Origin of the sequence: Paraburkholderia sp. BL10I2N1 (assembly GCF_004361815.1) — a bacterium.
Classification (GTDB): domain Bacteria; phylum Pseudomonadota; class Gammaproteobacteria; order Burkholderiales; family Burkholderiaceae; genus Paraburkholderia.
In genome coordinates this window covers 1870743-1895752 of record NZ_SNWA01000001.1, presented here as the reverse complement: position 1 = coordinate 1895752, position 25010 = coordinate 1870743, and the positions used below count along the sequence as shown (strand labels likewise).

Below are 25010 nucleotides of genomic sequence, written 5' to 3'. Positions count from 1 at the left end.
AATCATCGGGCGACGGTCATTCGTAATTGGTGAAACGCGACTGCGGCGGCGGCGCGGCCGGCAACGGCGTGTAGCCCGGTATGCCGGCGCGGAACGCGGCGATGAGCCCGTTGTCGACACTCGAAAGCCCCTTGAGCGTCAGCTGGGCGAGGATCCGCGAACTCGACGTCGGGCTGCCTGACGAGTTGGCTCCGTTGGCGTAGCGCTGCAGTCCGACACCGAGCGTCCAGCAGTCGGCATCGTATTGCAGCCCGAGCAGACCGTCGACCAGGCGATGCCCGCTCACGTCATAGTTCAGGCGCGCCACGCTATACACCCGATGCCCCAGCGGCCACTGCCCCGAGATCAGGATCTGGTTGATCGGCTCGAACGTCAGCGTCGTGTTCGAGCGCGTGTAACGATACGCGACGTTGATCACCTTGCCCGTCGCCGGACTGAAGCCGAAGCCCACGCTGGCTTTCGTCAGCTGATTGTTGTCCGCATTATATTGGAACGCAGTTTCCGACGCGAAACCGGCGCCGAGCTTCACCGATGCACCGGCGATCAGGTCCGAGTGAGTCGCCTGCGCATTGGCTTGCCCAGGTAACAGCGTGACGCGCTGGTCCTGAAAGAAATACTGCTGTGCGATGACGAAGCGCGCGCGTTCGTCGCCGGTGGCCGGATTGATGAAGCGCGTGGTGAGTGCCGCGGTAATGCGGTTCGCGTCGGCGATCCGGTCGTTGCCGACGAACGTGTTCGGACTGAAGATTTCCGCCAGCCCGAAGTCCGACTCCGCGGTATCGAACAGCGGCGCAAAGTCCTGATTGCGAAACGGCGTGTAGACGTAATAGAGCCTTGGCTCGAGGGTCTGGATGAAATCATCGCCGAAGAGTCGGACCGAACGTTCGAAGATCAGGCCGCTGTCGAAACTGAATGTCGGAATCGACTCGGTGAAATTCTTCGGCTGACCGATCGGCGCCGTCGACGAAATATGGTCCAGGTCGTACGACGCAAAGTGCCATTGCACCTTCGGCGTGACGAAGTAACCCGGTCCGACGAGCGAATACGACAGGTACGGATTGAAGACGAAACGCTGACCTTCGGTCGCGTCGGCCTGGGTAATGGTGAAACGGGTGTAGTCCGTTTCCGCACCGAAGTCGAAACCGCCGACGTTGTACTTCGCGTATTTCACGTTCAACTGCGGTTCGCGGGCGTACGGCGGCGTCGAAGGCTCGAGCGTCTGCCAGTGCTGCACGCGGGTGAGCACCGACCACGGACCGTTGTTGTACGTCAGCCCGGCTTCCTGCTGGTAGAGCAGCTGCGTGCCGTTGACGAACTGGTTGGCGGTCGACCCCAGGTCTCCAGGATAGGTGTTATCCGAAACCTTGTTGTAATAGATGTACCCGCCGAACCCGTTACCGAAGTTCTGACTGTGCTGCAGGTAAATCGCGTAGCGATTCGTCTTCGTGATCGCGTCGTTCGGCAGAAACTGGCCCGTAATCGTGCCGGTATAGGTCGGCGACAGATAACGGAACGTCGCTTCCGTAAACAGCCCGCGCTTCGAGATGACCTGCGGCGTCAACGTCAGATCGCGGTTCGGCGCGATGTTGAAGTAGTACGGAACCGCCAGTTCGAAACCGTTGGTCGAACTCACCGAAAACGTCGGCGGCAGAAAGCCGCTGCGTCGCTCGCCCGAGAGCGGGAACGACAGCCAGGGGCTCGCGAAGATCGGCACACCCTGGAAAAACAGCACGCCATTGTGCGCGACACCTTCGTCAGCACCTGTATCGAAGCTGAATTCGGAGCCCTTGATGTACCACGCCGGATCGGTCGCGCACTGGCACGCGGTATACGTGCCGTTGGTAAAGATCGAGCGCTCGCTGTCGAGCATATCGACCCGCTCTGCGCTGCCCGAGCCGCCCGTCACGTTGAAGTGATACTTCGGCGCCGGCATGTAGCCTTCGCTTGCTTCGACCCTCAGATGCGCCTCGGGGCCGGCGAACAGAACGCCGTTGCTGATCACGCGCACCTGGCCGTACGCGTCGGCCATGTCGGTGTCCTGCTCGTAATGCAGCGCGTCGGCCTTGATGACCGCCGTATTGCGCCGCACTTCGGCAGAGCCCTTGGCGGCCATGTCCTGGTCGCCGGTGGCGGTCACGGTATCGCCGAGCACGAACGTCGCGGGCCGCTGACCGCTCTGCAGCGGGCGCTCTTCGAGTTGGGGGGCGAGCCGCAGGCCCCACGGCACATCGACCGGTTGCGCCTGCGCCGCCTCGCCCACCAACTGGGCGTGCGTCAACGCGGGCATCAGGCCCGGCACGGCGATCAAGGCCGCGACGAGCCGCCTTTTGCGCGGCACGCCGTCGCAAGAAGGAGTCGTTTGGGAAAGCTGTCTTAGCGGCATGTATCGTTTGGCGAATCGACCCGGCCGCCGGCCTTCTTCATCACAGTCCGCTGCCTGCGCAACCGGGCTGCGACAACCGGGGTACACGCAAAAAACTGCAATCTGTCGATCAATAAGGCGGGCGGTCAGACGGGACGTGTGAAAGCGGGCGCGGGTCGCGTCAAAAAAGTCGTGGGGTATTATATGGCAAGACGTTGCCCCCAAGATTTTGCCTCTGGTTTTCATGACCTTACCTGCCGCCCCCGACACCCCCGATACCCGTCTCGAACTGCTCACCGCCTGGCTTCGCACCCACGCCGACCGCTACGGCCTTGACGTCGCCTCGCTCGCGTCTGCCTCGTCGGACGCCAGTTTTCGCCGTTATTTCCGGCTCGCCGCGAGCGGCCCGCACGGCCCGACGCTGATTGCCGTCGATGCACCCCCACCTGAGAAGTGCCGCGAGTTCGTGCAGGTCGCGCAGCTGCTGGAAACCGCTGGCGTCCACGTCCCGCGGGTGCTGGAGGTCGATCTTGAGGCGGGTTTCATGCTCGTCACCGATCTCGGGACAGCGTCCTACCTGCGCGCGCTGACGGATGGCGGGAGCACCGACGGACACACACCCCGCACGCTGATGCGCGATGCGCTCGATGCCCTGATCCGCTGGCAGCGCACATCGCGCGAAGACGTCCTGCCGCCGTTCGACGAAGTGTTCCTTCTCCGCGAAATGGAATTGATGCCGGAGTGGTTCATCGGCCGGCATCTGAATCAGCCTGTCGACGAAAAAACCCGTTCCGTGCTCGACCGGACTTTTGCGTTGCTGGTGGCGAGCGCGCGAGCCCAGCCTCAGGTTTTCATGCTGCGCGATTTCATGCCACGCAATCTGATGGTGGCAAGCCCGAATCCAGGCGTGCTCGATTTCCAGGACGCCGTGTACGGTCCGATCACGTACGACGTCGCCTCGTTGCTGCGCGACGCGTTCCTCGGCTGGGACGAAGAGTTCGAGCTGGACTGCTTCGTGTACTACTGGGAACGCGCGAAGAAAGCCGGGCTGCCGGTCGATCCCGATTTCGGTGAGTTTTACCGGCAGCTCGAATGGATGGGCCTGCAGCGGCACATCAAGGTGCTTGGGCTCTTCTGCCGGATCAACTACCGCGACGGCAAGCCGCACTATCTTGCCGATCTGCCGCGATTTATCGCCTATGCGCGCAAGGTCGCGGAACGCTACCGGCCGCTTGCGCCGTTCGCGAAGTTGCTCGACCAGCTCGAAGGCCGTGCTGCCGACGTCGGTTACACCTTCTGAGCGGGCCAGTACACCGATGAACACGCCAGCGAATTGCCTGACGAAAGCGATGATTTTTGCCGCCGGACGCGGCGAGCGGATGCGTCCGTTGACCGATTCACGCCCGAAACCCCTTCTCGAAGCCGGCGGCAAGGCATTGATCGTGTGGCAGATCGAACGGCTCGCGCAGGCCGGTTTGCGCACCATCGTAATCAATCACGCGTGGCTCGGCCAGCAGATCGAAGACGCGCTCGGCGACGGCTCGCGCTGGGGCGTTTCGCTGCGGTATTCGCCGGAAGACGAGGCACTGGAGACGGCCGGCGGCATCGCGCAAGCCCGGCCTTTGCTCGAAGACGCGGGTGCGCCGGAAGTCTTCGTTGCCGTTAGCGGCGACGTGTATGCGGATTTCGACTACGGCACGCTACATGCGCATGCCGCTCGGCTCCGGGACCTGCCCGAACCCGGCATGCATCTTGTGATGGTGCCCAACCCGCCGTTTCATTCGTCCGGGGATTTTGCGCTCGTCGACGGCGTGCTGTCGCTCGAAGGCGAGCCGCGCTATACGTTCGGCAACATCGGCCTGTATGACACGCGCATGTTCGGTGCTCTGCCGTCTGGCACGCGGCGCGCGCTCACACCTTACTACCGCGACGCGATCGCGCGTGGCAAGGTGACCGGCGAGCTGCATCAGGGTTTGTGGGAGAACGTCGGTACACCGGCACAGCTAAAGGCGCTCGACGAACGGCTCGGCGCGGGCCGCTAGACGCCCATCATGCTCAAGGTGCGGCGGGTGGCGGCGTCGCCCGCTATCACCCGCTATCGCGCGAAGTATCCGGATTGCTTAGGCGAGGCGCGCATGAAATGTCCCTGAAACCAGCCACGGCAACCCGCCACCAGCCGACATCATTTGTCCTCGTGCCCTGCCGCGACGGCGGGCTCCTGCGCATCATCGGCCAGTGCTGCGCGCTGCTGTTGCAGCGCCCACATCTGCGCAAAATGTCCGCCGGCAAGAATCAGCTCGGCGTACGTCCCGCGTTCGACGATCCGCCCGCGATCCATCACGATGATCTGCTGGGCATGCACGACCGTCGACAAACGGTGCGCGATGATCAACGTGGTCCGTTCGCGCGCAATCTGATCGAGTTCGTGCTGGATCGCCCGCTCCGAACGCGAATCGAGCGCAGAGGTGGCTTCGTCGAAAATCAGCAGCGGCGGATTCTTCAGGATCGTGCGCGCAATCGCGACGCGCTGCTTCTCGCCACCTGACAGCTTCAGCCCGCGCTCGCCAACCGGCGTGTCATAACCCTTCGGCAAACCTTCGATGAAGTCGTGAATGTGCGCCGCACGCGCCGCGGCAATCACTTCGTCGCGTGTCGCGCTCGGGCGGCCATAGGCGATGTTGTAGTAGATCGAATCGTTGAACAGCACCGTGTCCTGCGGCACGATACCGATCGAAGCGCGTAATGAATCCTGCGTCACATCGCGGATATCCTGGCCGTCTATCGTGATCGCGCCACCCGTCGCACGGTCCAGATCGTAGAAGCGGAACATCAGGCGCGCGAGCGTCGACTTACCTGAGCCGCTGTGCCCAACGACAGCCGTCGTTGTGCCAGCCGGAATCGTGAAGCTCACGTCATGCAGGATCTGCCGCGCGGGTTCGTAAGCGAAGTTCACGCGTTCGAAGCGCACCTGCGCGCCGGTCACCGCGAGCGCCGGCGCATTCTCGACGTCGGGCACTTCGCGCGCCGCGCCGAGCAGCGTGAACATGCGGTCCATGTCGGTGAGGCTCTGCTTCAGCTCGCGATACACCACACCGAGAAAATTCAGCGGAATATACAGCTGCAACATGAAGGTGTTGATCAGCACGAGATCGCCAAGCGTGAGCCGCCCTGCCATCACTCCCTGCGTCGCGCGCCACAGGATGAACACGAGCCCTGTGCCGATGATCGCCTGCTGTCCGAAATTCAGCGCCGACAGCGAGTTCTGCGATTTGATCGCCGCCGCGCGGTAGCGCTTGAGGTTTTCGTCGTAGCGCTGCGCTTCCCACTCTTCGTTGCCGAAATACTTGACGGTCTCGTAGTTGAGCAGCGAATCGATCGCGCGCGAATTCGCGCGCGAATCGAGATCGTTCATCGTGCGGCGAAAATGCGTGCGCCACTCAGTCACCTTCACCGTAAACGTGATGTACGCAGCGAGCGCAATGAACGTGACGATCGCGTAATACGCCTCGTACTTGACGACAAAGAATCCAAGCACGAGGCCGACTTCGACGAGCGTCGGCAGGATGCTATACAGCGAATAGGAGATCAGTTGCGTGATGCCGCGTGTACCTCGCTCGATGTCGCGCGACATGCCGCCGGTCTGCCGGTCGAGGTGGAACCGAAGCGACAGCGCGTGCAGATGCCGGAACACCTTCAACGCCAGCTGACGCACCGCGCTTTCGGTAACCTTCGAAAAGAGGATTTCTCGCAGCTCGGTGAAGAGCGAGGTCGACAGCCGCACGACCGCGTACGAGACCACCAGCAGCCCGACACCGCTGAGCAACACGATACCCGGCGCGTGGTCGGCCCGGCCGAGTGCCGTCAGATGCTGGACCGACGCGAGGCTGTCGACGATCCGCTTCATCACCACCGGCACGCCGAGGTTCGCCACCTTCGCGCCGATCAGGCAACTGAGCGCGAAAATCACACGCCATTTATAAGTGGCGAGGTAGGGCAGCAATGACACGATCGTCTGCCAGTCGTTGCGCGGCTGGGTCGAGATCGGCGAAGGCTCGGAGGAGGCGGAATAACGGCGCATGAAGGTCGGCTGTGGGGAGGGGCGGATGTATCGGTGCGCTTTTGGCCGTGCCTTCCGGTTTGCGCGCTTTCCCGTACAATTCCTGATCTTTCGTATTGTCGCAGAAGCCGGCTGGCGCCGCTTTCCACGCGCTGGCCTGGCAACGTCATGCCGAGCGCCTGAACCGACGCGTCTGCACGCGAAGCCAACCTGTTCCCCAAGGATGTCCCGATGACCGAAAACCTCCAGCTTCCGCAAAAGTCCGCGGCCCTGCGTGTGATGCCGCAGCCATCGGACGCAAACGTTCATGGCGACGTATTCGGCGGCTGGATCATGGCGCAGGTCGACATCGCGGGCTCGATCCCCGCGAGCCGTCGCGCCAACGGCCGCGTGGCCACGATCGCCGTCAACTCGTTCGTTTTCAAGCAGCCGGTTTTCGTCGGCGATCTGCTGAGCTTTTACGCCGATATCGTGAAGACCGGCAACACGTCAATCACCGTATCGGTCGAGGTGTACGCGCAGCGCATGAGCCTCACCGAAGAAGTCGTCAAGGTGACCGAAGCGACGCTCACCTATGTCGCGACCGATAGCGAGCGCCGTCCGCGCGCGCTGCCCGCGCTGGACTGACCCTCAGCACCTGCCGCGGGATGGCCACGGCAGCGGCTATCGCCACTCCAGCTGCAGGTCACGCTTCGGCCGTCGCCGCCACGGGTGACCCGCCGTGCGTCAGCAGCGCCCGAATGGCATCGCGCGGCATCGGCTTCGCGAAATAGTAACCCTGCATCTCGTCGCAGGCGCGCGCTCTCAGGAAGTCGAGCTGCGCCGACGTCTCCACGCCTTCCGCGATCACCTGCAATTCCAGCGAATGCGCGAGCGCGATGATCGCCGACGTGATCGTCTCGTCGTCGTTCGAAGCACCGATATCCGACACGAACGAGCGGTCGATCTTCAGGCGATCCACCGGAAAGCGCTTCAGATAGCTGAGGCTCGAGTAGCCGGTGCCGAAGTCGTCGATTGCAAGGCCGATGCCAAGTGCGTGCAGATCGTTGAGCATCGTCACGGCTTCTTCGGCGTTGCGCATGATCGTGCTTTCGGTGAGTTCGAGTTCGAGATACTGCGGCGCGAGCCCGGTTTCCTCCAGCACCCGCGTGACGAGCTCGGCGATGTTGCGCTGATGGAATTCCCGCGCCGACAGGTTCACCGACACGCGCGCCGGCGGCAAGCCTTCGTCCTGCCACGCCTTGTTCTGCCCGCACGCCTCGCGCAGCACCCATTCGGTCAGCTGTCCGATGAGCCCACTCTCTTCCGCGACCGGAATGAACGACGAAGGCGGAACCAACCCGACTTCCGGATCGCGCCAGCGCACCAGCGCCTCCATGCCGACGATCCGGCCGGTCACGATGTCCACCTGCGGCTGGTAATGCAGCAGGAACTCGCTATCGCGCAGCGCACGCCGCAGGCGGCGCTCCATGTTCATCCGCGCGCTCGCGCTCGCGTTCATCTCCGGCTGGAAGAACTGGAACGTGTTGCGGCCCAGGTCCTTCGCGCGATACATCGCGACATCGGCCTTTTTCAGCAGCGTTTCGGCGTCGTGTCCGTCCTGCGGGAAAAGGCTCGCGCCCATGCTGCAGCCCACGTAGAGCTCGGTGCCGTCGAGCCACACCGGCTCTGAGATCGACACGCGCACGCGCTCCATCCACGCGATCAGCGACTGTTCGTCGACGGTATCGGTCATCACGATCACGAACTCGTCGCCGCCATGGCGCGCCACGGTGTCGCTCGCCCGCGCGCAGCGTGCGAGCCGCTCTGCGACCACGCCGAGTAACCGGTCGCCGACGCTGTGCCCAAGGCTGTCGTTGACGTTCTTGAAGCCGTCGAGGTCGATGAACACGACCGCGACGCCCTGCTCGCGCCGCTGCGCGGCGATCAGCGCGTGCTGCAGCCGGTCGCGCAGCAGGTTGCGGTTCGGCAGGCGCGTGAGGCTGTCGTAGTTCGCCTGATATTCGAGCTGCTCCTGATAGCGGATCAGTTCGGTCACGTCGTTGATGATGCCGATGTGATGCGTCGTCTGTCCGTCGGCATTCGGCACCGGCGCGATGAACAGCTGGTTCCAGAACAGCGCACCGTCCTTGCGGTAATTGCGCAGCACCGCACTCACCTCGCGATTGGCGGCAAGCCCGAGACGGATCGCCTCCAGCCCTTCCTGATCGCGGTCGTCCCGCTGCAGCAGGCGGCAATCCTGACCGATCACTTCGGCCGGATCGTAGCCTGTGATCCGCTTGAACGCCGGATTCACGTATTCGATCAGATTGCCGCTGCCCGATACCGGCCCGGTGATCAAGATCGCGTTCACGCTCGCGTCGAGTGCGCGGCTTTGCAGGCGCAGCGCCAGATCCGAGCGCTTGCGATCAGTGACGTCCGTGTACGAGCCGAGCACGCCGATCACAGTGCCGTCGCTGTCGGTAAACGGCAGCTTGCTCGTGATCGTCGTCCGGTGCACGCTGTCGAGCGTCATGTCGAACTCGAAGTTCATCTTCGGCACGCTCGACGCCATCACATCGTGATCGTGCTCGCGCATCTGAGCTGCGAACTCCCGCCACGGCAGATCGAAATCCGTCTTGCCGACGACCTGCTCCGGATACGCGAGCCCCGCATCGCGCGCAAACGCCATATTGCAGCCGAGATAGCGCGATTCGAGATCCTTCCAGAAGATGCGCTGCGGGATGTTGTCGATAACCGTCTCGAGCATCTGGTTCGAGCGCTGCGCCTCGGCTTCGGCGTTGATCTGGTCGGTGACGTCGTCAGCCAGCACGAAGAGCGCGGGACGTCCCGTGAAGGTCAGCGCGTGATACGAGATATCGACGCTGATCTGCGTGCCATCCTTGCGGCGGTGATGCCAGATGCCCGCCATCGTGCGGCCGCTACGCGGCACGGCGTCGCTGCGCTGCAGATGCGACTCGAGCCGCGCCACTTCGGCGACCGGACGGATCGCGCGGATCGTCATCGTCAGCATTTCCGCTTCCGAGTACCCGTACTGCTGGATTGCCGCCGCGTTCACCGCGAGAAAGCGCAGCGTTTCGCGGTCGAAGATGTACATCGGTACCGGATGGGCGTCGAACAGCCCGCGAAAGCGCTCGTCGTTACGGCGCAGCGCCCGCACGACCCGGATTTTTTCGCGCGCGGCGCTCTCGCGCACGCCGAACGTGAAGATCAGCAGCGCGCCGCCGGCAAGCGTCGTCACGAAGAGGAGCAGCATCGCGACCTGGGTGGCTTTCGCCGATTCGGTCAGCGCGGCCTCCAGCGAGCGATCCTCCTCATGCCGCATCGCCGCGAGGTCATGCTCGAACGCGCCAAGCTGCATGTCGATCCGCGTGTATTCCGCGGCGGCCCACGTCCGCGGCGCGTCGGGCGGAAGCTTCGCGCTGCGGGCAAGCGCCGCCGCCACGTCCCGCTGCAACACGTGCGCGGATGGCGCGAGTTGTTCGAGCGCGGCGATCATGGGTGGCTCGTCCCGAAACGCGGCGCGCAATGCGCCTTCCAGTTGGGACACCTCGGCCGACCGAACCGCCGCGGCAGCCTCGGGCTCGATTGCGCCGGATGCCTCGAAGCGGCCGAGCGCGGCCAGTTCGAGATCCAGCGTCTCGCGCCACGCGTCGAGATCCCGCTTGATATTCATCGAGCGTATCGTCCGCGCATCCGCCGCTCGCTGGCCGCAGATCTGCGTGTAGGCGACGAACGCGTTCGCGCCGACCGCCGCGGCGACGACTGCCAGATTGATCAGCAGCCGCTTCGAGAAAAAAGGAGTCATGGGTTCCGAACGTCGGATCGTTCCGCGGGCGGTGCGCCCGGCAGGCCCGCTCTTCGTGGGATGCAGCGGCACGAACGCGGCTCTTATACGCGCTAACCCATGGATAACGGCGGCGCCCGGAAAAAGTTGAGGGCCAGGACGAAAAGACTGTTCCCTAGCTGAGTGTGTGTCCGGAGATCGCGAGCCCGAATTCACTCATCGCCGGGACGAAATCGTGATTTTCTTCCGGTTTGCGCGAAAGTTTGGCAAGTACGTAACGCTGGAACGGATCGAGTTGCGCCCATTGCTCCTGCGTCGGCGCCCGTAGCCGGGCGACCATGGCCTGGTGCACCACGCCGTCCGGCACCGCGGCCGTGTCACGCCAGGCGGGTGCCTCGTCGGGCGAGAACCACTCCGGCTCGACGTTCGCGTGGGTGCGCAGCATTTCAAACAGCGCGTGGTCGAAATTCGGCTCGATGGTGGTGTCTTCGTCGACCGGAAAGCGCGCCAGCAACTTGCGGTCTTCGAGCGGCAACATCTGCCACTGGGCAAGCGAAATGCGCAGGCCGAAGCGATCGAGATTGAAGCGCACGGCCATCGGGATAAAGGTGAGATTCTCCGAAGAGGCGATTTCAAAGTTAAACAGGAGGGGCGACTCGTTGAGTCCCATAACAGTGTCCTCGTGAATGACAGGCAACGCGCGATGCCGGCTTGAGGTATTTTAGAACCTTATTAGCGAGATAGCGGCACCGCGCACGGCCCGCTGCGCCCGCGCGACAAATCGAAGGAGTCTGCTTTTGAACGAACTGGAAACCGCCGGCCAGCCCGGCGCCGTCGAACAGACGGTGCGCCGGCATCGGGGCGAGGCGATCGAAACCGTCGCCGACCATGTCGGCCAGGAATGGCCGGTCGCGCTCGTTTTCAACGGCATTTCGCACGCGGTGATGATGTGCACGCCGCGCGACCTGGAAGCTTTTGCGGTCGGTTTTTCGATTTCGGAGGGGATCGTCGAGCGTGGCAGCGACATTCAGGACATCGAGGTCGCGTTGTACGACGGCGAGCTGCCGCACGCCGAGGTGCAGTTGACCGTCGTCCAGCAGGCTTTTGTCGCGCTGAAGGAAAAACGGCGTGCACTGGCAGGACGCACGGGCTGCGGCGTGTGCGGAATCGAAAGCATCGATCTGCTCGATCTGCAGCCGGAAGTCGTGCCGGATACCGGCTTTCTGGAACGCCTGGCGCCCGACGCGATCGCGCGCGCCGCTCGCGAACTGCCCGCCCACCAGGCGCTCACCCGCCTGACAGGCGGGCTGCACGCCGCCGCGTGGTGCGACGCCCAGGGCGCGATCCGCCATGCGTTCGAGGATGTCGGCCGCCATAACGCGCTCGACAAGCTGATCGGCCAGCTGGTGCTCGATCGCGCGGATACCAGAGATGGCTTCGTTTTTCTGTCGAGCCGCGCAAGCTATGAACTGGTGCGCAAGGCGGCGCGCGTCGGTGTGCCGATGATCGCGACGATTTCCGCGCCGTCGTCGCTCGCAATCGCGATCGCGAAGAAGGCGAATCTGCGGCTGGTGAGCTTTTGCCGGGAAACGAGCTACGTCGACTACGGTACGCGGTGATGGCGACGCCGGCTGTGACGCTTCCCTGACGCCGAAAACATCACAGCTACAGCGCTGCCTCAGTCGAACTGCCGGAAATCAGGCTTGCGCTTCTCGAAGAACGCCTTGAAAGCCTCGCGCGCTTCCGGCGCAAGCAGCATCTTGCCGAAGTGCACCGCTTCCTCGCTCATCTGCGTCTGGATTTCGTGCTGACTCGCGCGCTTCATCAGCGACTTCGTGACACGCAGCGAAGAAGCCGGCAGCGCCGCCAGCTTCGCCGCCTGCGCGAGCGCAAAGGCATCTACTTCGCTCGCCGCCAGCAGGTGGTTCACAAAACCCATGCGCTGCGCTTCCTTCGCATCGAACGCTTCGCCGAGCAGCAGCTTTTCCGCCGCACCCTGATAGCCCGCGACACGCTGCAGCAGTAGCGACGAGGCCGCTTCCGGACACAGTCCCAACTGGCTGAACGGCAACGAGAAAGTGGCGGTTTCCGCGGCATACACCAGGTCGCAGTGCAGCAGCAGCGTCGTGCCAACCCCGACCGCTGCACCCGCCACCGACGCCACAACCGGCTTTTCGGCCGAGCTTATCGCGCGCAGGAACTGGAACACCGGCGCGTTCTCGCCCATCGGCGGCGCCTTCATGAAATCTTCCAGATCGTTGCCCGCGCTGAAAATGCCCGCGCTGCCGCGAATCAGGATCGCGCGCACCGACGCGTCGGCCTGAGCATCGACGAGCGCATCGGCCATCGTCTGGTACATCGCGGCCGTGATCGCGTTTTTCCTCTCCGGCCTGTTGAAGGCAATCGTCAGCACGCCGTCTGCGCACCCAACCAGAATATCCATCGCCATCTCCTCGTTACCTTTCGGACTTCCTGAGTGGAAAAAACGGCTCGCAAGCCACGCGACCTGCGAACCGTTCGTCCTGTATTGCGCTGCCGGGGCGAGCCGTTTACAGGCGTTCGATGATGCCTGCCGCGCCCATCCCGGTACCGACGCACATCGTCACCATCCCGTACCTCAGGTTGCGGCGGCGCAGGCCATGCACGACCGTCGAAGCACGGATCGCGCCCGTCGCGCCGAGCGGATGGCCGAGCGCAATCGCGCCGCCAAGCGGGTTGATCTTCGACGGATCCAGACCGAGGTCCTGGATCACCGCCAGCGACTGCGCCGCGAACGCTTCATTCAGCTCGATCCAGTCGATGTCGTCCTGCTTGAGGCCGGCGGCCTTCAGCGCGGCCGGAATCGCTTCCTTCGGACCGATGCCCATGATCTCCGGCGGCACGCCGCGCACGGCAAAGCTGACGAAACGTGCGAGCGGCGTCAGGTTGAACTGCTTCAGCATTTTTTCCGACACCACGATCAGCGCGCCCGCGCCGTCCGAGGTCTGCGAGCTGTTGCCCGCCGTCACCGAACCCTTGTTCGCGAACACCGCGCGCAGCTTCGCAAGCCCTTCCATCGACGTGTCCTGACGCGGACCTTCATCGAGTGCGATTTCGCGCGTCTTCACCCTCACCTCACCGGCGGCGAGATCGGGGAAGCGTTCGACGATCGTGTACGGCGCGATCTCGTCGTTGAACTCACCCGCCTGTTGCGCTGCTACCGCCTTGCGGTGCGATTCGACCGAGAACTGGTCCTGCGCTTCGCGGCTCACCTTCCAGCGCTCGGCGACCTTCTCCGCGGTCAACCCCATGCCGTACGCGATGCCGACATTCTCGCTGCTGTCGAAGATATGCGGCGACAGCGACGGCGTGTTGCCCATCATCGGCACCATGCTCATCGATTCGCAGCCGCCCGCGATCATCGCGTCCGATTCGCCGACGCGAATGCGGTCCGCCGCCATCGCGAGCGCGGTCAGGCCGGACGCGCAGAAGCGGTTCACCGTGACGCCGCCGACCGTGTTCGGCAAGCCGGCGAGCAGCGCGCCCATCCGCGCAACGTTCAGTCCTTGTTCCGCTTCCGGAATCGCGCAACCGATGATCGCGTCTTCGATCAGCTTCGTGTCAAGGCCCGGCACTTGCGCCACCGCAGACTTGATGGCGTGCACCAGCAGTTCGTCCGGGCGCGTATTCTTGAACATCCCACGCGGCGCCTTGCCAATCGGGGTGCGGCTGGCGGCGACGATATATGCGTCCTGCAATTGCTTTGTCATTTGAAGCTCCTTTGTCGACCGGACTTAGCGCTTTAGCGCCTGGTCCGGTCCCATGCAATCTCGTTGCGGTCCGCGCCGCGCTTCAGTTCCGTACCGGCTTGCCGGTCTGCAGCATGCCCATGATGCGTTCCTGCGTCTTTTGCGTGCCGAGCAGGTCGATAAACGCACGACGCTCGAGTTGCAGCAGCCATTCTTCGTCGACGAGGCTGCCCGCTTCGACATCGCCGCCGCACACCGCTTCCGCGATGCGGCTGGCGATCAGGAAATCGTGCTCGCTGATGAAGCGGCCATCGCGCATATTGACGAGCGAGGACTTGATCGTCGAAATTGCCGAACGGCCCGCGACGGGAATCTGCGTCGCGCGCAGCGGCGGACGATAGCCCGCGGCGGCAAGCGCCCGCGCTTCCTTCTTCGCCGTGTCGAGCAGTTCGAACACGTTGAAGACGATCGTGTCGGACGGCTTCAGGTAACCCATCGCACGGGCATCGAGCGCAGAGGCCGAAACCTTCGCCATCGCCGCGTTCTCGAACGACTTCTGCACGAACTGCAGCAGGTCGTTCGTTGCGCCGACCGCGTTCGCCGCTTCCGCTGCGCGCACCGCCACTTCCTTCAGGCCGCCGCCGGCAGGCACGAGGCCCACGCCCACTTCGACGAGACCGATATAGCTCTCGACATGCGCGACACGCTTCGCGCTATGCAGCACCAGTTCGCAACCGCCGCCCAGCGCGATGCCCGACACGGCAGCCACCACGGGGACGCTCGCGTACTTCACGCGCAGCATGCTCTGCTGGAATTTCTTCACGAACGGCTCGATGCCCTTGGCGCCGCCCATCATGAACGCGGGCATCGCTTCTTCGAGATTCGCGCCGGCCGAGAACGGGCCGCCCGGCGTGCCGAGTTTCAGCGACGTCGGCTGCCAGATCACCACGCCCTTGTAGTCTTTCTCGGCGAGGTCGATCGCCTGCACGAGGCCGTCGATCACCGACGGTCCGATCGTGTTCATCTTGCTCTTGAACGACACGATCAGGACGTCGTTCTCCCCGGCACGATCGTCGACCCATGCGCGCACGGCTTCGGTTTCGAACAGCGTCTTGCCGTACGTCTTCGGATCGACGCCCGTCTCACCGGCGAGTGGTGCGCGGAACACCTGCCTTTCATACACGGCGAGCGACGAGCGCGGCACAAACGACTTCGACGCCGGCGACCACGAACCTTCGCTCGTATGCACACCGCCCTTTTCTGCGACTGCGCCGTCGAACACCCACGAAGGCAACGGCGCGCTGGAAAGCGCCTTGCCCGCTGAAATGTCTTCCTGCACCCAGTCGGCGACCTGCTTCCAGCCCGCCGTCTGCCAGCCTTCGAACGGACCTTCGTTCCAGCCGAAACCCCAGCGGATCGCGAGGTCGACATCGCGCGCGTTGTCGGCGATCGATTCAAGGTGCACAGCGATGTAGTGGAACACGTCGCGGAAAATCGCCCACAGGAACTGCGCCTGCGGGTGCTCCGATTCGCGCAGCAGCTTCAGACGCTCCGCCGGCGGACGCTTGAGGATGCGGCCGATCAGTTCGTCCGCCTTCGCGCCGCCTTCGACGTACTCACCCGTCTTCGGGTCGAGCACCTTGATCGCCTTGCCTTCCTTCTTGTAGAAGCCAGCGCCGGTCTTCTGACCCAGCGCGCCCTTCTTCACGAGTTCGGCGAGCACGGCAGGCGTCTCGTAGACCGGGAAGAACGGATCGTCGGCGAGGTTGTCCTGCATCGTCTTGATGACGTGCGCCATCGTGTCGAGACCGACCACATCGGCGGTACGGAAGGTCGCCGATTTCGCGCGGCCGAGACGGCTGCCCGTCAGATCGTCGACTTCATCGAAACGCAGGCCGAACTTCCCGGCTTCGGTGATGACGGCCAGGATCGAGAAAATACCGACCCGGTTGGCGATAAAGTTCGGCGTATCTTTCGCACGCACAACGCCTTTGCCGACGACGCTCGTCAGGAACGACTCGAGCTGGTCGAGAATTTCCGGGCGCGTCATTGCAGTCGGAATCAGCTCGACGAGGTGCATGTAGCGTGGCGGATTGAAAAAGTGCACGCCACAGAAACGCGCCTTCAACTCGTCCGCAAAACCTTTCGACAGTTCGGTGATCGACAGGCCCGACGTGTTCGTGGCGAAGATCGCGTTCGGTGCGATATGCGGCGATACCTTTTTGTACAGATCGTGCTTCCAGTCCATGCGCTCGGCGATCGCTTCAATCACGAGATCGCATTCTTCGAGCCTGGCGATGTCGTCGTCGTAGTTCGCGGGCTGGATGTATTGCGCATCGTCCTTGATGCCGAAGGGCGCCGGCGACAGCTTCTTCAGGTTCTCGATCGCCTTCAGCGCGATCGCGTTTTTCGGGCCTTCCTTCGCAGGCAGGTCGAATAGCAGTACGGGCACCTTGGCGTTGATCAGGTGCGCGGCGATCTGCGCGCCCATCACGCCGGCGCCGAGTACGGCTACCTTGCGAATGATCAGATTGCTCACGTTGTTCCTCCGGGGGAGTTGTGCAGGGTCGCGTGGAAACGCGAGTGTGAGACGGGGCGCGCGCCACACGGTTTGCCGCACGGCCTGCCGCGCAGCGCGTGCCCAGGATGCGCTAGAACAGGGCTTCGTCGACTTCCATGAGCGACTTCGAACCGGCACGAGCCTGGCGGATCGTCATGGCCGTTTCGGGCAGCAGCTTCGCGAAGTAAAAGCGTGCCGTAGCGAGCTTGGCCTTGTAGAACGGATCGCCCGAAGCTTCCTTGTCGAGCGCGAGGCGCGCCATGCGTGCCCAGAAGTACGAGAACACGAGGTGCCCGACCGTACGCAGGTACGGCACAGCGGCGGCGCCGACTTCGTCCGGGTTCTGCATCGCCTTCATGCCGATTTCCATCGTCAGCTTCTGGACCTTGTCACCGATGTCCGCGAGCGGGTTGATGAACTCCTGCATCTCCGGTTTTACGCCTTCGGCGTCGATGAACTCCGTGACGAGCTTGCCGAATTTCTTCATCTTCGCGCCCATGTCGCCGAGCACCTTGCGGCCCAGCAGGTCGAGCGACTGGATCGCGTTCGTGCCTTCGTAGATCATGTTGATGCGGGCGTCGCGCACGTACTGCTCCATGCCCCACTCGGCGATGAAGCCATGGCCGCCATAGATCTGCATTGCGTGGTTGGTGCCCTCGAACGCGTTGTCCGACAGGAACGCCTTCAGGATCGGCGTGAGCAGCGCGACGAGGTCGGCGGCTTCCTTGCGCGCCGCTTCATCCGCATGCGACAGCTCCTTGTCGATCTGCAGCGCGGACCAGTACGAGAACGCACGCGCACCTTCCGCGTAGGCCTTCTGCGTGAGCAGCATGCGACGCACGTCCGGGTGAACGATGATCGGGTCCGCGGCCTTGTCCGGCGCCTTCGGGCCGGTAAGCGAACGCATTTGCAGGCGCTCTTTCGCGTACGTGAGCGAGTTCTGATAAGCCACTTCGGTCAGGCCGAGGCTTTGCATGCCGACGCCCAGACGTGCCGCGTTCATCATCACGAACATCGCGTTGAGGCCCTTGTTCGGCTCACCGACCATCCAGCCCTTCGCGTTGTCGAGATTGATCACGCACGTGGCGTTGCCGTGAATGCCCATCTTGTGTTCGATCGAGCCGCACTTCACTCCGTTGCGCTCGCCCGGACCGCCCGCTTCGTCCGGGATGAACTTCGGCACGATGAAAAGCGATATGCCCTTGGTGCCTGGGGGCGCGTCCGGCAGGCGTGCGAGCACCAGGTGGACGATATTCTCGGCCATGTCGTGTTCGCCGCTCGAGATGAAGATTTTCGTGCCGCTGATGGCGTACGAGCCATCGCTGTCCGGTTCGGCCTTCGTACGCAGGATGCCGAGATCGGTGCCGCAATGCGGCTCGGTCAGGCACATCGTGCCCGTCCAGGTGCCGGAGACCAGCTTCGGCAGATAGCGTTGCTGCAGCTCCGGCGTGCCGTGCGCGTGCAGACATTCGTACGCGCCGTGCGACAGACCCGGATACATGGTCCAGGCCTGGTTCGCCGAGTTCAGCATTTCGTACATCGCGTTGTTGACGAACGCGGGCAGGCCCTGGCCGCCGTATTGCGGATCGCAGCCGAGTGCCGGCCAGCCGGCTTCGACGTATTGCTGATAGGCTTCCTTGAAACCCTTCGGCGTCGCGACGACGCCATCACCTTCGTACGTGCAGCCTTCCTGATCTCCACTCTGGTTGAGCGGGAACAGCACCTCTGCGCAGAACTTGCCGGCTTCTTCGAGCACCTGGTTGATCGTTTCTGCGTCGAGATCGGCGTGCTTCGGCATCTGCCTGATCTCGGCTTCGACGTTGAGCAGCTCGTGCAACACGAATTGCATGTCGCGCAGCGGCGCGGCGTACTGTCCCATGACTTTCTCCACTCCAAAGGTGTTGGCTGAAGCTTGGCTACCAGCTCGGGCCCGTGAGTTGGACCCTTCCGCGCCGACGAACCCGATGGATCCAGTCAGCCCTGCTAGCGGCTTTCGCTCTGATACGAAATAATCAGTTTTTCGAACGCGGCCCATGTCAGGCGCACTGCATCCGGCAGGTGCAGGAAGCGTGCATCGTGATGCAGGCCGAGCGTAAAGCTGTACAGTTCGAAGAGCATCAGTTGCGGATCGGTGTCCGGCCGCAAATGCCCCTCCTCCATCGCCTGCGAAATGGCTCGCGTGAGCGCCGCACGCCAGGTCGTCACGCTCGACACCAGTTGCTCGCGCACCGGGTTGTCCGCGCGGTCGTCGTATTCGACGGCTCCGCTGATGTAGATGCACCCAGTGGTGACCTCCTGGATGCGCTTCTCAATCCAGCGCGAGATCATCGCCCGCAGACGCGGCAGCCCACGCGGTTCGCGCAGACTCGGAAAAAACACCTCGTCTTCGAAACGACGGTGATATTCCCTGACTACCTCGACCTGCAGATCTTCACGCGACCCGAAGTGCGCAAACACCCCGCTTTTACTCATCTGCATCCGCTCGGCGAGGAGGCCGATCGTCAGACCTTCCAGTCCGTCGCGGCTTGCCAGGTCGAGTGCTGCGTCAAGAATTGCGACCCGCGTCTGTTCGCCTTTTCGCATAGCTCTATACCGTTCTGATGTGACCGAAAGAAAATCGAACGGCCGTACTATTATTGGATACGACCGTCCGCGAAACAAGGACTTTATTAGAAACCGGTTTCTAACCGGTCGTTAATTTTGAGGCATCCACCAACCAGACGATGTCGAATTTTTAGAGTCCTCTGTCCGGAGCGCCTGTTGTGGTTCTACCGGCTGGCCGCGGGCAGGTATCTGATGAATTTCCCGGATTGCCCCGGACAGCCGCGTGAGGCTAGTCGTAGCCGCCGACCGTGAGCAGCTTCATCACGACCCGGTACGTGTTGTACGCAAGCCAGTTCAGCAATCGGTCGCTCATCGGCCGCGCCTCATAATGCGCCGGGTCGATGCTGCGGGAATCGTCGAACGCGGTCAGGATCGCGTCGCGCAACGCCTGAATTTCGTCGTGCAGCTCGAGCACCACGTTGGCCTCATTGTTGAGGAGGAGACTGAGCGCATCCAGATTCGACGAGCCCACGGTGCCCCAGTTCGAGTCGACGACCGCGACCTTGCCGTGCAGCATGGTCTTCTCAAATTCGGCAATCTTCACGCCGGCTTTCAGCAACGCCCGGTACAGAAACGGCACCGCGTAATCGAGCGCCGCGAACTCCTTGCGGCCAATGATCAGCCGCACGTCGACACCTCGGCGCGCCGCCTGGGTGAGCGCCCGGCGCAGCCTGCGGCCGGGCATGAAATACGGATTGGCGAGCAGCACCTCGGTTTTCGCGTGGCCGATCGCAGTCAGATAGGCCCGTTCGATCGCGCGCCTGTTGACGAGGTTGTCACGGGCGACAAAGGCGACGCACGGCACGCCGGCTGCCCTCAGATCGCCCCGGTTCCGGTGCTGCAGCCGCAACCGGGAGACGCCGCCCAGATCGGGTGGCGCGTCACGCTCCGGCTGCAGCGATTCGATGGGGCGGTGTCCGAGCCGGATACGGCGCCATTGCCACTCGAACGCCTGGCGGACGTCGGCGACCACCGGCCCGCGCAGTTCGACGGCAAAGTCCCAGCGCGGATGCGGCAGGCGCGTGCCGTTGTTGTCGAAGTCGTCGACGATGTTGATCCCGCCGCAATACGCGTACTGGCCGTCGACGACCGCGAGCTTGCGATGCGTGCGGGAAAAACCGAAGCGGCCGAACAGATGCGGGTTGTAAATGCGATGTTCGACGCCGTTCGCCAACCAGTCGTCGAAGAGGGGCAAGCTCGCGGTGCCGATGCCGTCGGTGATCACGCGTACGCGCACGCCGCGCGCGGCAGCGCGCAGCAACGCGCCGGAGATCTTCTGGCCGGCGGCGTCGTTGCAAAAAATGTACGTTTCGAGCACGACGTCTTCGGTCGCGGCGTCGATCCGTTCGACGAGCGCATCGAAGTAGGCGTCACCCGAACGGAAGAGCCGGACATCGTTGCCGGCCGTGAAGCGGTATCTCGACCAGTAACGCCGGCCGGGCAGGCTTTGCCTGAGCCGCGCGAAGTGTCGCGCGCCTATGCCCGTCATTGCAGACGGCCCTTGAGGCGCGCGGGAAGCTGCAGGATCGCCTCACGGTTCGACCATGAGAAGCAGCGCGCCGCCGCCTCTTCATAGGGCAGCCACAGATAGGCCGTGTGCTCGCGTGGCGCCAGCCTCACGTCGACGCGGCGCGGCACCTGCAGACTGAACCAGTGCTCGGTGTTGCGCGTCACGCCCTCGGCATAGCGATGGCGCCACACCGGATAAATCTCGTATTCGATCTGACGCTGCCAGTCGAACAAGGCCTCGGCGGGCACTTCGTCCGTGCCGACCACGATGCCCGTCTCCTCGCCCACTTCGCGTACGGCGGTCTCGGCAAGCGGTTCGTCGCGATGATCCTTCGATCCCGTCACCGACTGCCAGAACTCGGGGCGGTCGGCACGTTCGATGATCAGCACGTCGAGTTGAGGCGTATGAATGATGACAAGAACGGACTCCGGGATCTTCGGTGGTTTCGGCATGATCGTGGGACGGGGGACGGCGCATGCGCAGATTACGCGCGATGCATGTCAGTCGATGGGCATCGCATCGACTGTAACGCAAAAAAAGAAAAAGGCGCATGACGCGCCTTTTTCAACTGCTGCTGCCGACTGACTGCGTCGGACGTCCGGCGAGTGCTTACGCCTTCGCCTCCGGCTGGCGCAGGCGGATGTGGAGTTCGCGCAGTTGGCGCTCGTCCACTTCGCTCGGCGCCTGGGTGAGCAGACACTGCGCGCGCTGGGTCTTCGGGAACGCGATCACGTCACGGATCGAATCGGCACGCGCCATCATCGTCACGATACGGTCGAGACCGAACGCGATACCGCCGTGCGGCGGCGCGCCGTACTGGAGCGCGTCAAGCAGGAAGCCGAACTTCGCACGCGCTTCTTCCGCGCCGATCTTGAGCGCGCGGAACACCTTGCTCTGCACGTCTTCCTGATAGATACGGACCGAACCGCCGCCGATTTCCCAGCCGTTCAGCACCATGTCGTAGGCCTTCGCGAGGCAGCGGCCCGGATCCGTTTCCAGATACTCGAGGTGCTCGTCCTTCGGGCTCGTGAACGGGTGGTGAGCAGCAACGTAACGGGCTTCTTCCTCGTCGTATTCGAACATCGGGAAGTCGACCACCCACAGCGGCTTCCAGCCGTCTTCGACGAGGGCGTTCGCCTTGCCGAATTCCGAATGGCCGATCTTCAGACGCAGCGCGCCGAGGCTGTCGTTGACCACCTTCGCACGGTCTGCCGCGAAGAAAATGATGTCGCCGTCCTGCGCGCCGGTGCGCTCGAGGATCGCGGCAATCGACGCGTCGTGCAGGTTCTTGACGATCGGGCTTTGCAGACCGTCACGCCCCTTCGCGACTTCGTTGACCTTGATCCATGCGAGGCCCTTCGCGCCATAGATGCGCACGAATTCCGTGTAGCTGTCGATGTCGCCGCGCGACAACTCGCCGCCCTTCGGCACGCGCAGCGCTGCGACGCGACCGTCCTTGGTGTTGGCCGGCGTGCTGAACACCTTGAAGTCGACGTCCTTCATCGCGTCGGTCAGGTCGGTGAATTCGAGCTTCACGCGCAGGTCCGGCTTGTCCGACCCGAAACGGCGCATCGCTTCCGAATACAGCATGACCGGGAATTTTTCGTCCAGCGCAACGCCGATGGTTTCCTTGAAAACGTGACGAATCATCGCCTCGAACAGATCGCGGATTTCCTGTTCGTTGAGGAACGAGGTTTCGCAGTCGATCTGCGTGAATTCCGGCTGGCGGTCGGCGCGCAGGTCTTCGTCGCGGAAGCACTTGACGATCTGGTAGTAGCGATCGAAGTTCGCCACCATCAGCAGCTGCTTGAAGAGCTGCGGCGACTGCGGCAGCGCGAAGAACTGACCGGCGTTCACACGCGACGGCACCAGGTAATCGCGCGCGCCTTCCGGCGTGCTCTTCGTGAGCATCGGCGTTTCGATGTCGATGAAGCCCTGCGCGTCGAGATACTTGCGCACTTCCATCGCCACGCGGTAGCGCAGGCGCAGGTTGTGCTGCATCTGCGGACGGCGCAGGTCGAGCACACGGTGCGTAAGACGCGTGGTTTCCGACAGGTTGTCGTCGTCGAGCTGGAACGGCGGCGTCACCGATGCGTTGAGCACCGTCAGTTCGTGGCACAGCACCTCGATCTTGCCGCTCTTCAGGCCGGCGTTGGCCGTGCCTTCCGGACGGTTGCGCACCACGCCTTGCACCCGCACGCAGAACTCGTTGCGCACGCCTTCGGCGATCTTGAACATCTCCGCGCGGTCCGGGTCGCAGACGACCTGAACGAGGCCTTCGCGATCGCGCAGGTCGATGAAGATAACGCCGCCGTGGTCACGTCGGCGGCTCACCCAGCCGCACAGCGACACGGTTTGGCCCAGCAGGTGTTCGGTCACCAGACCGCAGTATTCAGATCTCATCGACATGATGTTTGACTTTCGTTTTGCATTGGTTGAACGGAGCGCGTCGACAGGCGACGTGCACCGGCATTACAGCGGTGGCTCGATGGTGGTGCGGCGCACGGGCGCCGGCTGCGCCGGCGCGGACGGTGCCACGACGCCCATCGAGACGATGTACTTGAGCGCAGCGTCGACCGTCATATCGAGTTCGATCACTTCGCTCTTCGGCAACATCAGGAAGAAGCCGGACGTCGGATTCGGCGTCGTCGGCACGTACACGCTCACGTGCTCTTCCTTCAGGTGATTGACCACGTCACCACCGGGCGTGCCCGTCAGAAACGCGATTGTGTAGGAACCCTTACGCGGATATTCGATGAGGAGCGCCTTGCGGAACGCATTGCCGCTGCTGGACAACAGTGTGTCCGATACCTGCTTGACGCTCGTATACAGGGGCCCGACCACCGGGATATGGCGCACGATCAGGTCCCACCACTGCACAAGCTTCTGACCGATGAAGTTCTGAGTCAACAGGCCGACGATAAAAATGAAGGCGAGTGCCAGCACCGCGCCGAGACCCGGTATGCGGTATCCGAACCGTTCCGGCCGCCAATCGGCGGGCAGCAGCAACAGCGTCTGATCCATCGTGCCGATGATGAGGCCGAGCACCCACAGCGTGATGGCAAGAGGCACCAGCACCAGCAGGCCGGTCAAAAACACCGATTTGAGCGTCGTCTTTTTCGTCGTCATGTGTCGCGCCAGTGAACCGTGCCGGATCCATCCGGCACGGTGTACTCGCTACCCGTTCGGGCAGTTGTCCCGCTAGGCCCCGTCTGCGCCCGAGGTCGAGGCCGCAGCGGGCGAAGCCGCTGCCGCGATGGGCGCGGCCGCGGCGGGCGTGGCACCTGCGGACGAAACGGCGTCGGGCGTGCCGCCTTCGGCGGTCTTCGCCTCGGCTGCCCCATTGCTGCCACTGGCGGCCGCCTTGGAGCCGCCTGAGCCACCACGGAAATCCGTCACGTACCAGCCCGATCCCTTCAACTGGAACCCGGCGGCCGTTACCTGTTTGCGGAATGCGTCTTTGCCGCATTCCGGGCACTGCGTCAACGGTGCGTCGCTCATCTTCTGAAGCACGTCCTTCCCGAAGCCGCATGATTCACAACGATAAGCGTAGATCGGCATGATCCTTGTTCCCTGCAGAAATCTTGTAAACGCTTGCAAAGCCTTGAATTATAGCCGCAAACGACTGCCGTCCCCGATTTGAGGATCGCCGGCAGCAACACCGGCCGTGTCACTAAATGGGGGCACCCGTTCCCGGATCAAGCGTGCGCCGGTCCACGCCGACGCCACGTGAGCCACCGCTCCCGCCCGGCAAACACGGGAATCGAGTCCGCCACGGCTTCGTCCTCGATCAGTTCGAAGTCCGGCGACAGGAGGGCCTCCAGTTCTGGACGGTCAATACCAAACGGTGGCCCTTTGGGTGAGGCGCCAAGAAAAAAGAAGCCGGCCAGCAGCCCGCCTGCCGGCAACAACCGGGCCATCCGCCGCGCGTAGTCGAGCCTGCGGGTCTCCGGCAACGCGCAGAGAAACGCGCGTTCATAGATCCAGCCAGGCGTGAACGGTGGCTCGTACGCAAAGAAATCCGCCTGCTCGACCACGTCGCCATGCGCGCCCAGCTGTTTGCGTGCGGCGGCGACCGCGCCCAGTGCGAAGTCGATCGCGCGAACCTGCCAGCCCTGCCGGGCAAGCAACAGCGCCTCCCAGGCGTTGCCGCAGCCTGGAATGAGCACCGGCGCGCCGACGTGCCGCGCCGCAAACGACTGGAACGCCGCCGGCACGCCAGCCTGATCCCACGGCGTGTAACCGCGTTCGAACCGCTCGTCCCAGAATGCCGGCGAGTTGGGGTCGCGCGTGGCGAAGTCTGGCGCGGCCGGGGCGGATGGCGCTGGTGGCCTTGAAGGCCGGGTCGGATCATTCATCGATATGTCTCACTGCGTTTCGCGACGTCTCGCGGTCTTTCGCC

19 protein-coding genes are annotated in these 25010 nt (G+C 63.4%); 4 read left to right on the top strand and 15 right to left on the bottom strand.

What is annotated here, in order from left to right:
• Nucleotides 1–16: 16 nt before the first annotated feature.
• Entirely contained in the window at nt 17–2383 is a 2367-nt protein-coding gene (locus B0G77_RS08840) for an LPS-assembly protein LptD (RefSeq protein WP_133661798.1), read from the bottom strand.
• 223 nt (nt 2384–2606) lie between these two features.
• On the opposite strand from B0G77_RS08840, the gene B0G77_RS08835 reads away from it, so the two are divergent.
• Together B0G77_RS08835 and murU are read left to right on the top strand one after the other, a co-directional pair.
• A complete protein-coding gene (locus B0G77_RS08835) occupies nt 2607–3662 on the top strand; it encodes a phosphotransferase (protein WP_133661797.1) in 1056 nt (351 codons plus the stop codon).
• A gap of 16 nt (nt 3663–3678) precedes the next feature.
• On the top strand, nt 3679–4404 hold the full coding sequence (murU, locus tag B0G77_RS08830) for an N-acetylmuramate alpha-1-phosphate uridylyltransferase MurU (RefSeq protein WP_133661796.1): 726 nt from the start codon (nt 3679–3681) through the stop codon (nt 4402–4404).
• Between the two features lie 140 nt (nt 4405–4544).
• On the opposite strand, the gene B0G77_RS08825 is transcribed toward murU, so the two are convergent.
• On the bottom strand, nt 4545–6440 hold the full coding sequence (locus tag B0G77_RS08825) for an ABC transporter ATP-binding protein/permease (protein ID WP_133661795.1): 1896 nt from the start codon (nt 6438–6440) through the stop codon (nt 4545–4547).
• Nucleotides 6441–6650: 210 nt separating this feature from the next.
• On the opposite strand from B0G77_RS08825, the gene B0G77_RS08820 reads away from it, so the two are divergent.
• Entirely contained in the window at nt 6651–7046 is a 396-nt protein-coding gene (locus B0G77_RS08820; protein ID WP_133661794.1) for an acyl-CoA thioesterase, read from the top strand.
• Nucleotides 7047–7104: 58 nt separating this feature from the next.
• Here the strand turns inward: B0G77_RS08820 and B0G77_RS08815 are convergent, their stop codons facing one another.
• Together B0G77_RS08815 and B0G77_RS08810 are read right to left on the bottom strand one after the other, a co-directional pair.
• Nucleotides 7105–10227, bottom strand: a complete 3123-nt coding sequence (locus B0G77_RS08815; protein WP_133661793.1) for an EAL domain-containing protein — start codon at nt 10225–10227, stop codon at nt 7105–7107.
• Nucleotides 10228–10381: 154 nt separating this feature from the next.
• Nucleotides 10382–10876 carry a nitrate reductase associated protein gene (locus tag B0G77_RS08810; RefSeq protein WP_133661792.1) on the bottom strand — a complete coding sequence of 165 codons (495 nt, stop codon included), beginning with the start codon at nt 10874–10876 and terminating at the stop codon, nt 10382–10384.
• A gap of 127 nt (nt 10877–11003) precedes the next feature.
• On the opposite strand from B0G77_RS08810, the gene fdhD reads away from it, so the two are divergent.
• A complete protein-coding gene (gene fdhD, locus B0G77_RS08805) occupies nt 11004–11825 on the top strand; it encodes a formate dehydrogenase accessory sulfurtransferase FdhD (protein WP_133661791.1) in 822 nt (273 codons plus the stop codon).
• Between the two features lie 59 nt (nt 11826–11884).
• Here fdhD and B0G77_RS08800 read toward each other — a convergent pair whose 3' ends face one another.
• From B0G77_RS08800 to B0G77_RS08750, 11 genes are all read right to left on the bottom strand, one after another.
• Nucleotides 11885–12655 (bottom strand): enoyl-CoA hydratase, encoded by a 771-nt coding sequence (locus B0G77_RS08800; protein ID WP_133661790.1) that lies wholly within the window; start codon nt 12653–12655, stop codon nt 11885–11887.
• Between the two features lie 100 nt (nt 12656–12755).
• Complete coding sequence (locus tag B0G77_RS08795; RefSeq protein WP_133661789.1) at nt 12756–13955, bottom strand: acetyl-CoA C-acyltransferase; 1200 nt, start codon at nt 13953–13955, stop codon at nt 12756–12758.
• Between the two features lie 82 nt (nt 13956–14037).
• Nucleotides 14038–16473 (bottom strand): 3-hydroxyacyl-CoA dehydrogenase/enoyl-CoA hydratase family protein, encoded by a 2436-nt coding sequence (locus B0G77_RS08790; RefSeq protein WP_133661788.1) that lies wholly within the window; start codon nt 16471–16473, stop codon nt 14038–14040.
• A gap of 112 nt (nt 16474–16585) precedes the next feature.
• Nucleotides 16586–18373, bottom strand: a complete 1788-nt coding sequence (locus B0G77_RS08785; protein ID WP_133661787.1) for an acyl-CoA dehydrogenase C-terminal domain-containing protein — start codon at nt 18371–18373, stop codon at nt 16586–16588.
• Nucleotides 18374–18477: 104 nt separating this feature from the next.
• On the bottom strand, nt 18478–19077 hold the full coding sequence (locus B0G77_RS08780; protein WP_133661786.1) for a TetR/AcrR family transcriptional regulator: 600 nt from the start codon (nt 19075–19077) through the stop codon (nt 18478–18480).
• 250 nt (nt 19078–19327) lie between these two features.
• On the bottom strand, nt 19328–20587 hold the full coding sequence (clsB, locus tag B0G77_RS08775) for a cardiolipin synthase ClsB (protein WP_133661785.1): 1260 nt from the start codon (nt 20585–20587) through the stop codon (nt 19328–19330).
• Nucleotides 20584–21060, bottom strand: coding sequence for a dihydroneopterin triphosphate diphosphatase (gene nudB / locus B0G77_RS08770; protein WP_133661784.1), 477 nt, complete (start codon nt 21058–21060; stop codon nt 20584–20586). The genes clsB and nudB overlap by 4 nt, the downstream gene beginning before the upstream one ends.
• Before the next feature lie 157 nt (nt 21061–21217).
• Nucleotides 21218–23017 (bottom strand): aspartate--tRNA ligase, encoded by a 1800-nt coding sequence (gene aspS / locus B0G77_RS08765; RefSeq protein ID WP_133661783.1) that lies wholly within the window; start codon nt 23015–23017, stop codon nt 21218–21220.
• Nucleotides 23018–23080: 63 nt separating this feature from the next.
• Nucleotides 23081–23737, bottom strand: a complete 657-nt coding sequence (locus B0G77_RS08760; RefSeq protein ID WP_133661782.1) for a DUF502 domain-containing protein — start codon at nt 23735–23737, stop codon at nt 23081–23083.
• Nucleotides 23738–23809: 72 nt separating this feature from the next.
• A complete protein-coding gene (locus B0G77_RS08755) occupies nt 23810–24169 on the bottom strand; it encodes an FmdB family zinc ribbon protein (RefSeq protein WP_133661781.1) in 360 nt (119 codons plus the stop codon).
• A gap of 137 nt (nt 24170–24306) precedes the next feature.
• The gene (locus B0G77_RS08750; protein WP_133661780.1) at nt 24307–24966 is read right to left on the bottom strand and encodes a methyltransferase domain-containing protein; all 660 of its coding nucleotides are present in this window, start codon (nt 24964–24966) and stop codon (nt 24307–24309) included.
• Nucleotides 24967–25010: the final 44 nt, after the last annotated feature.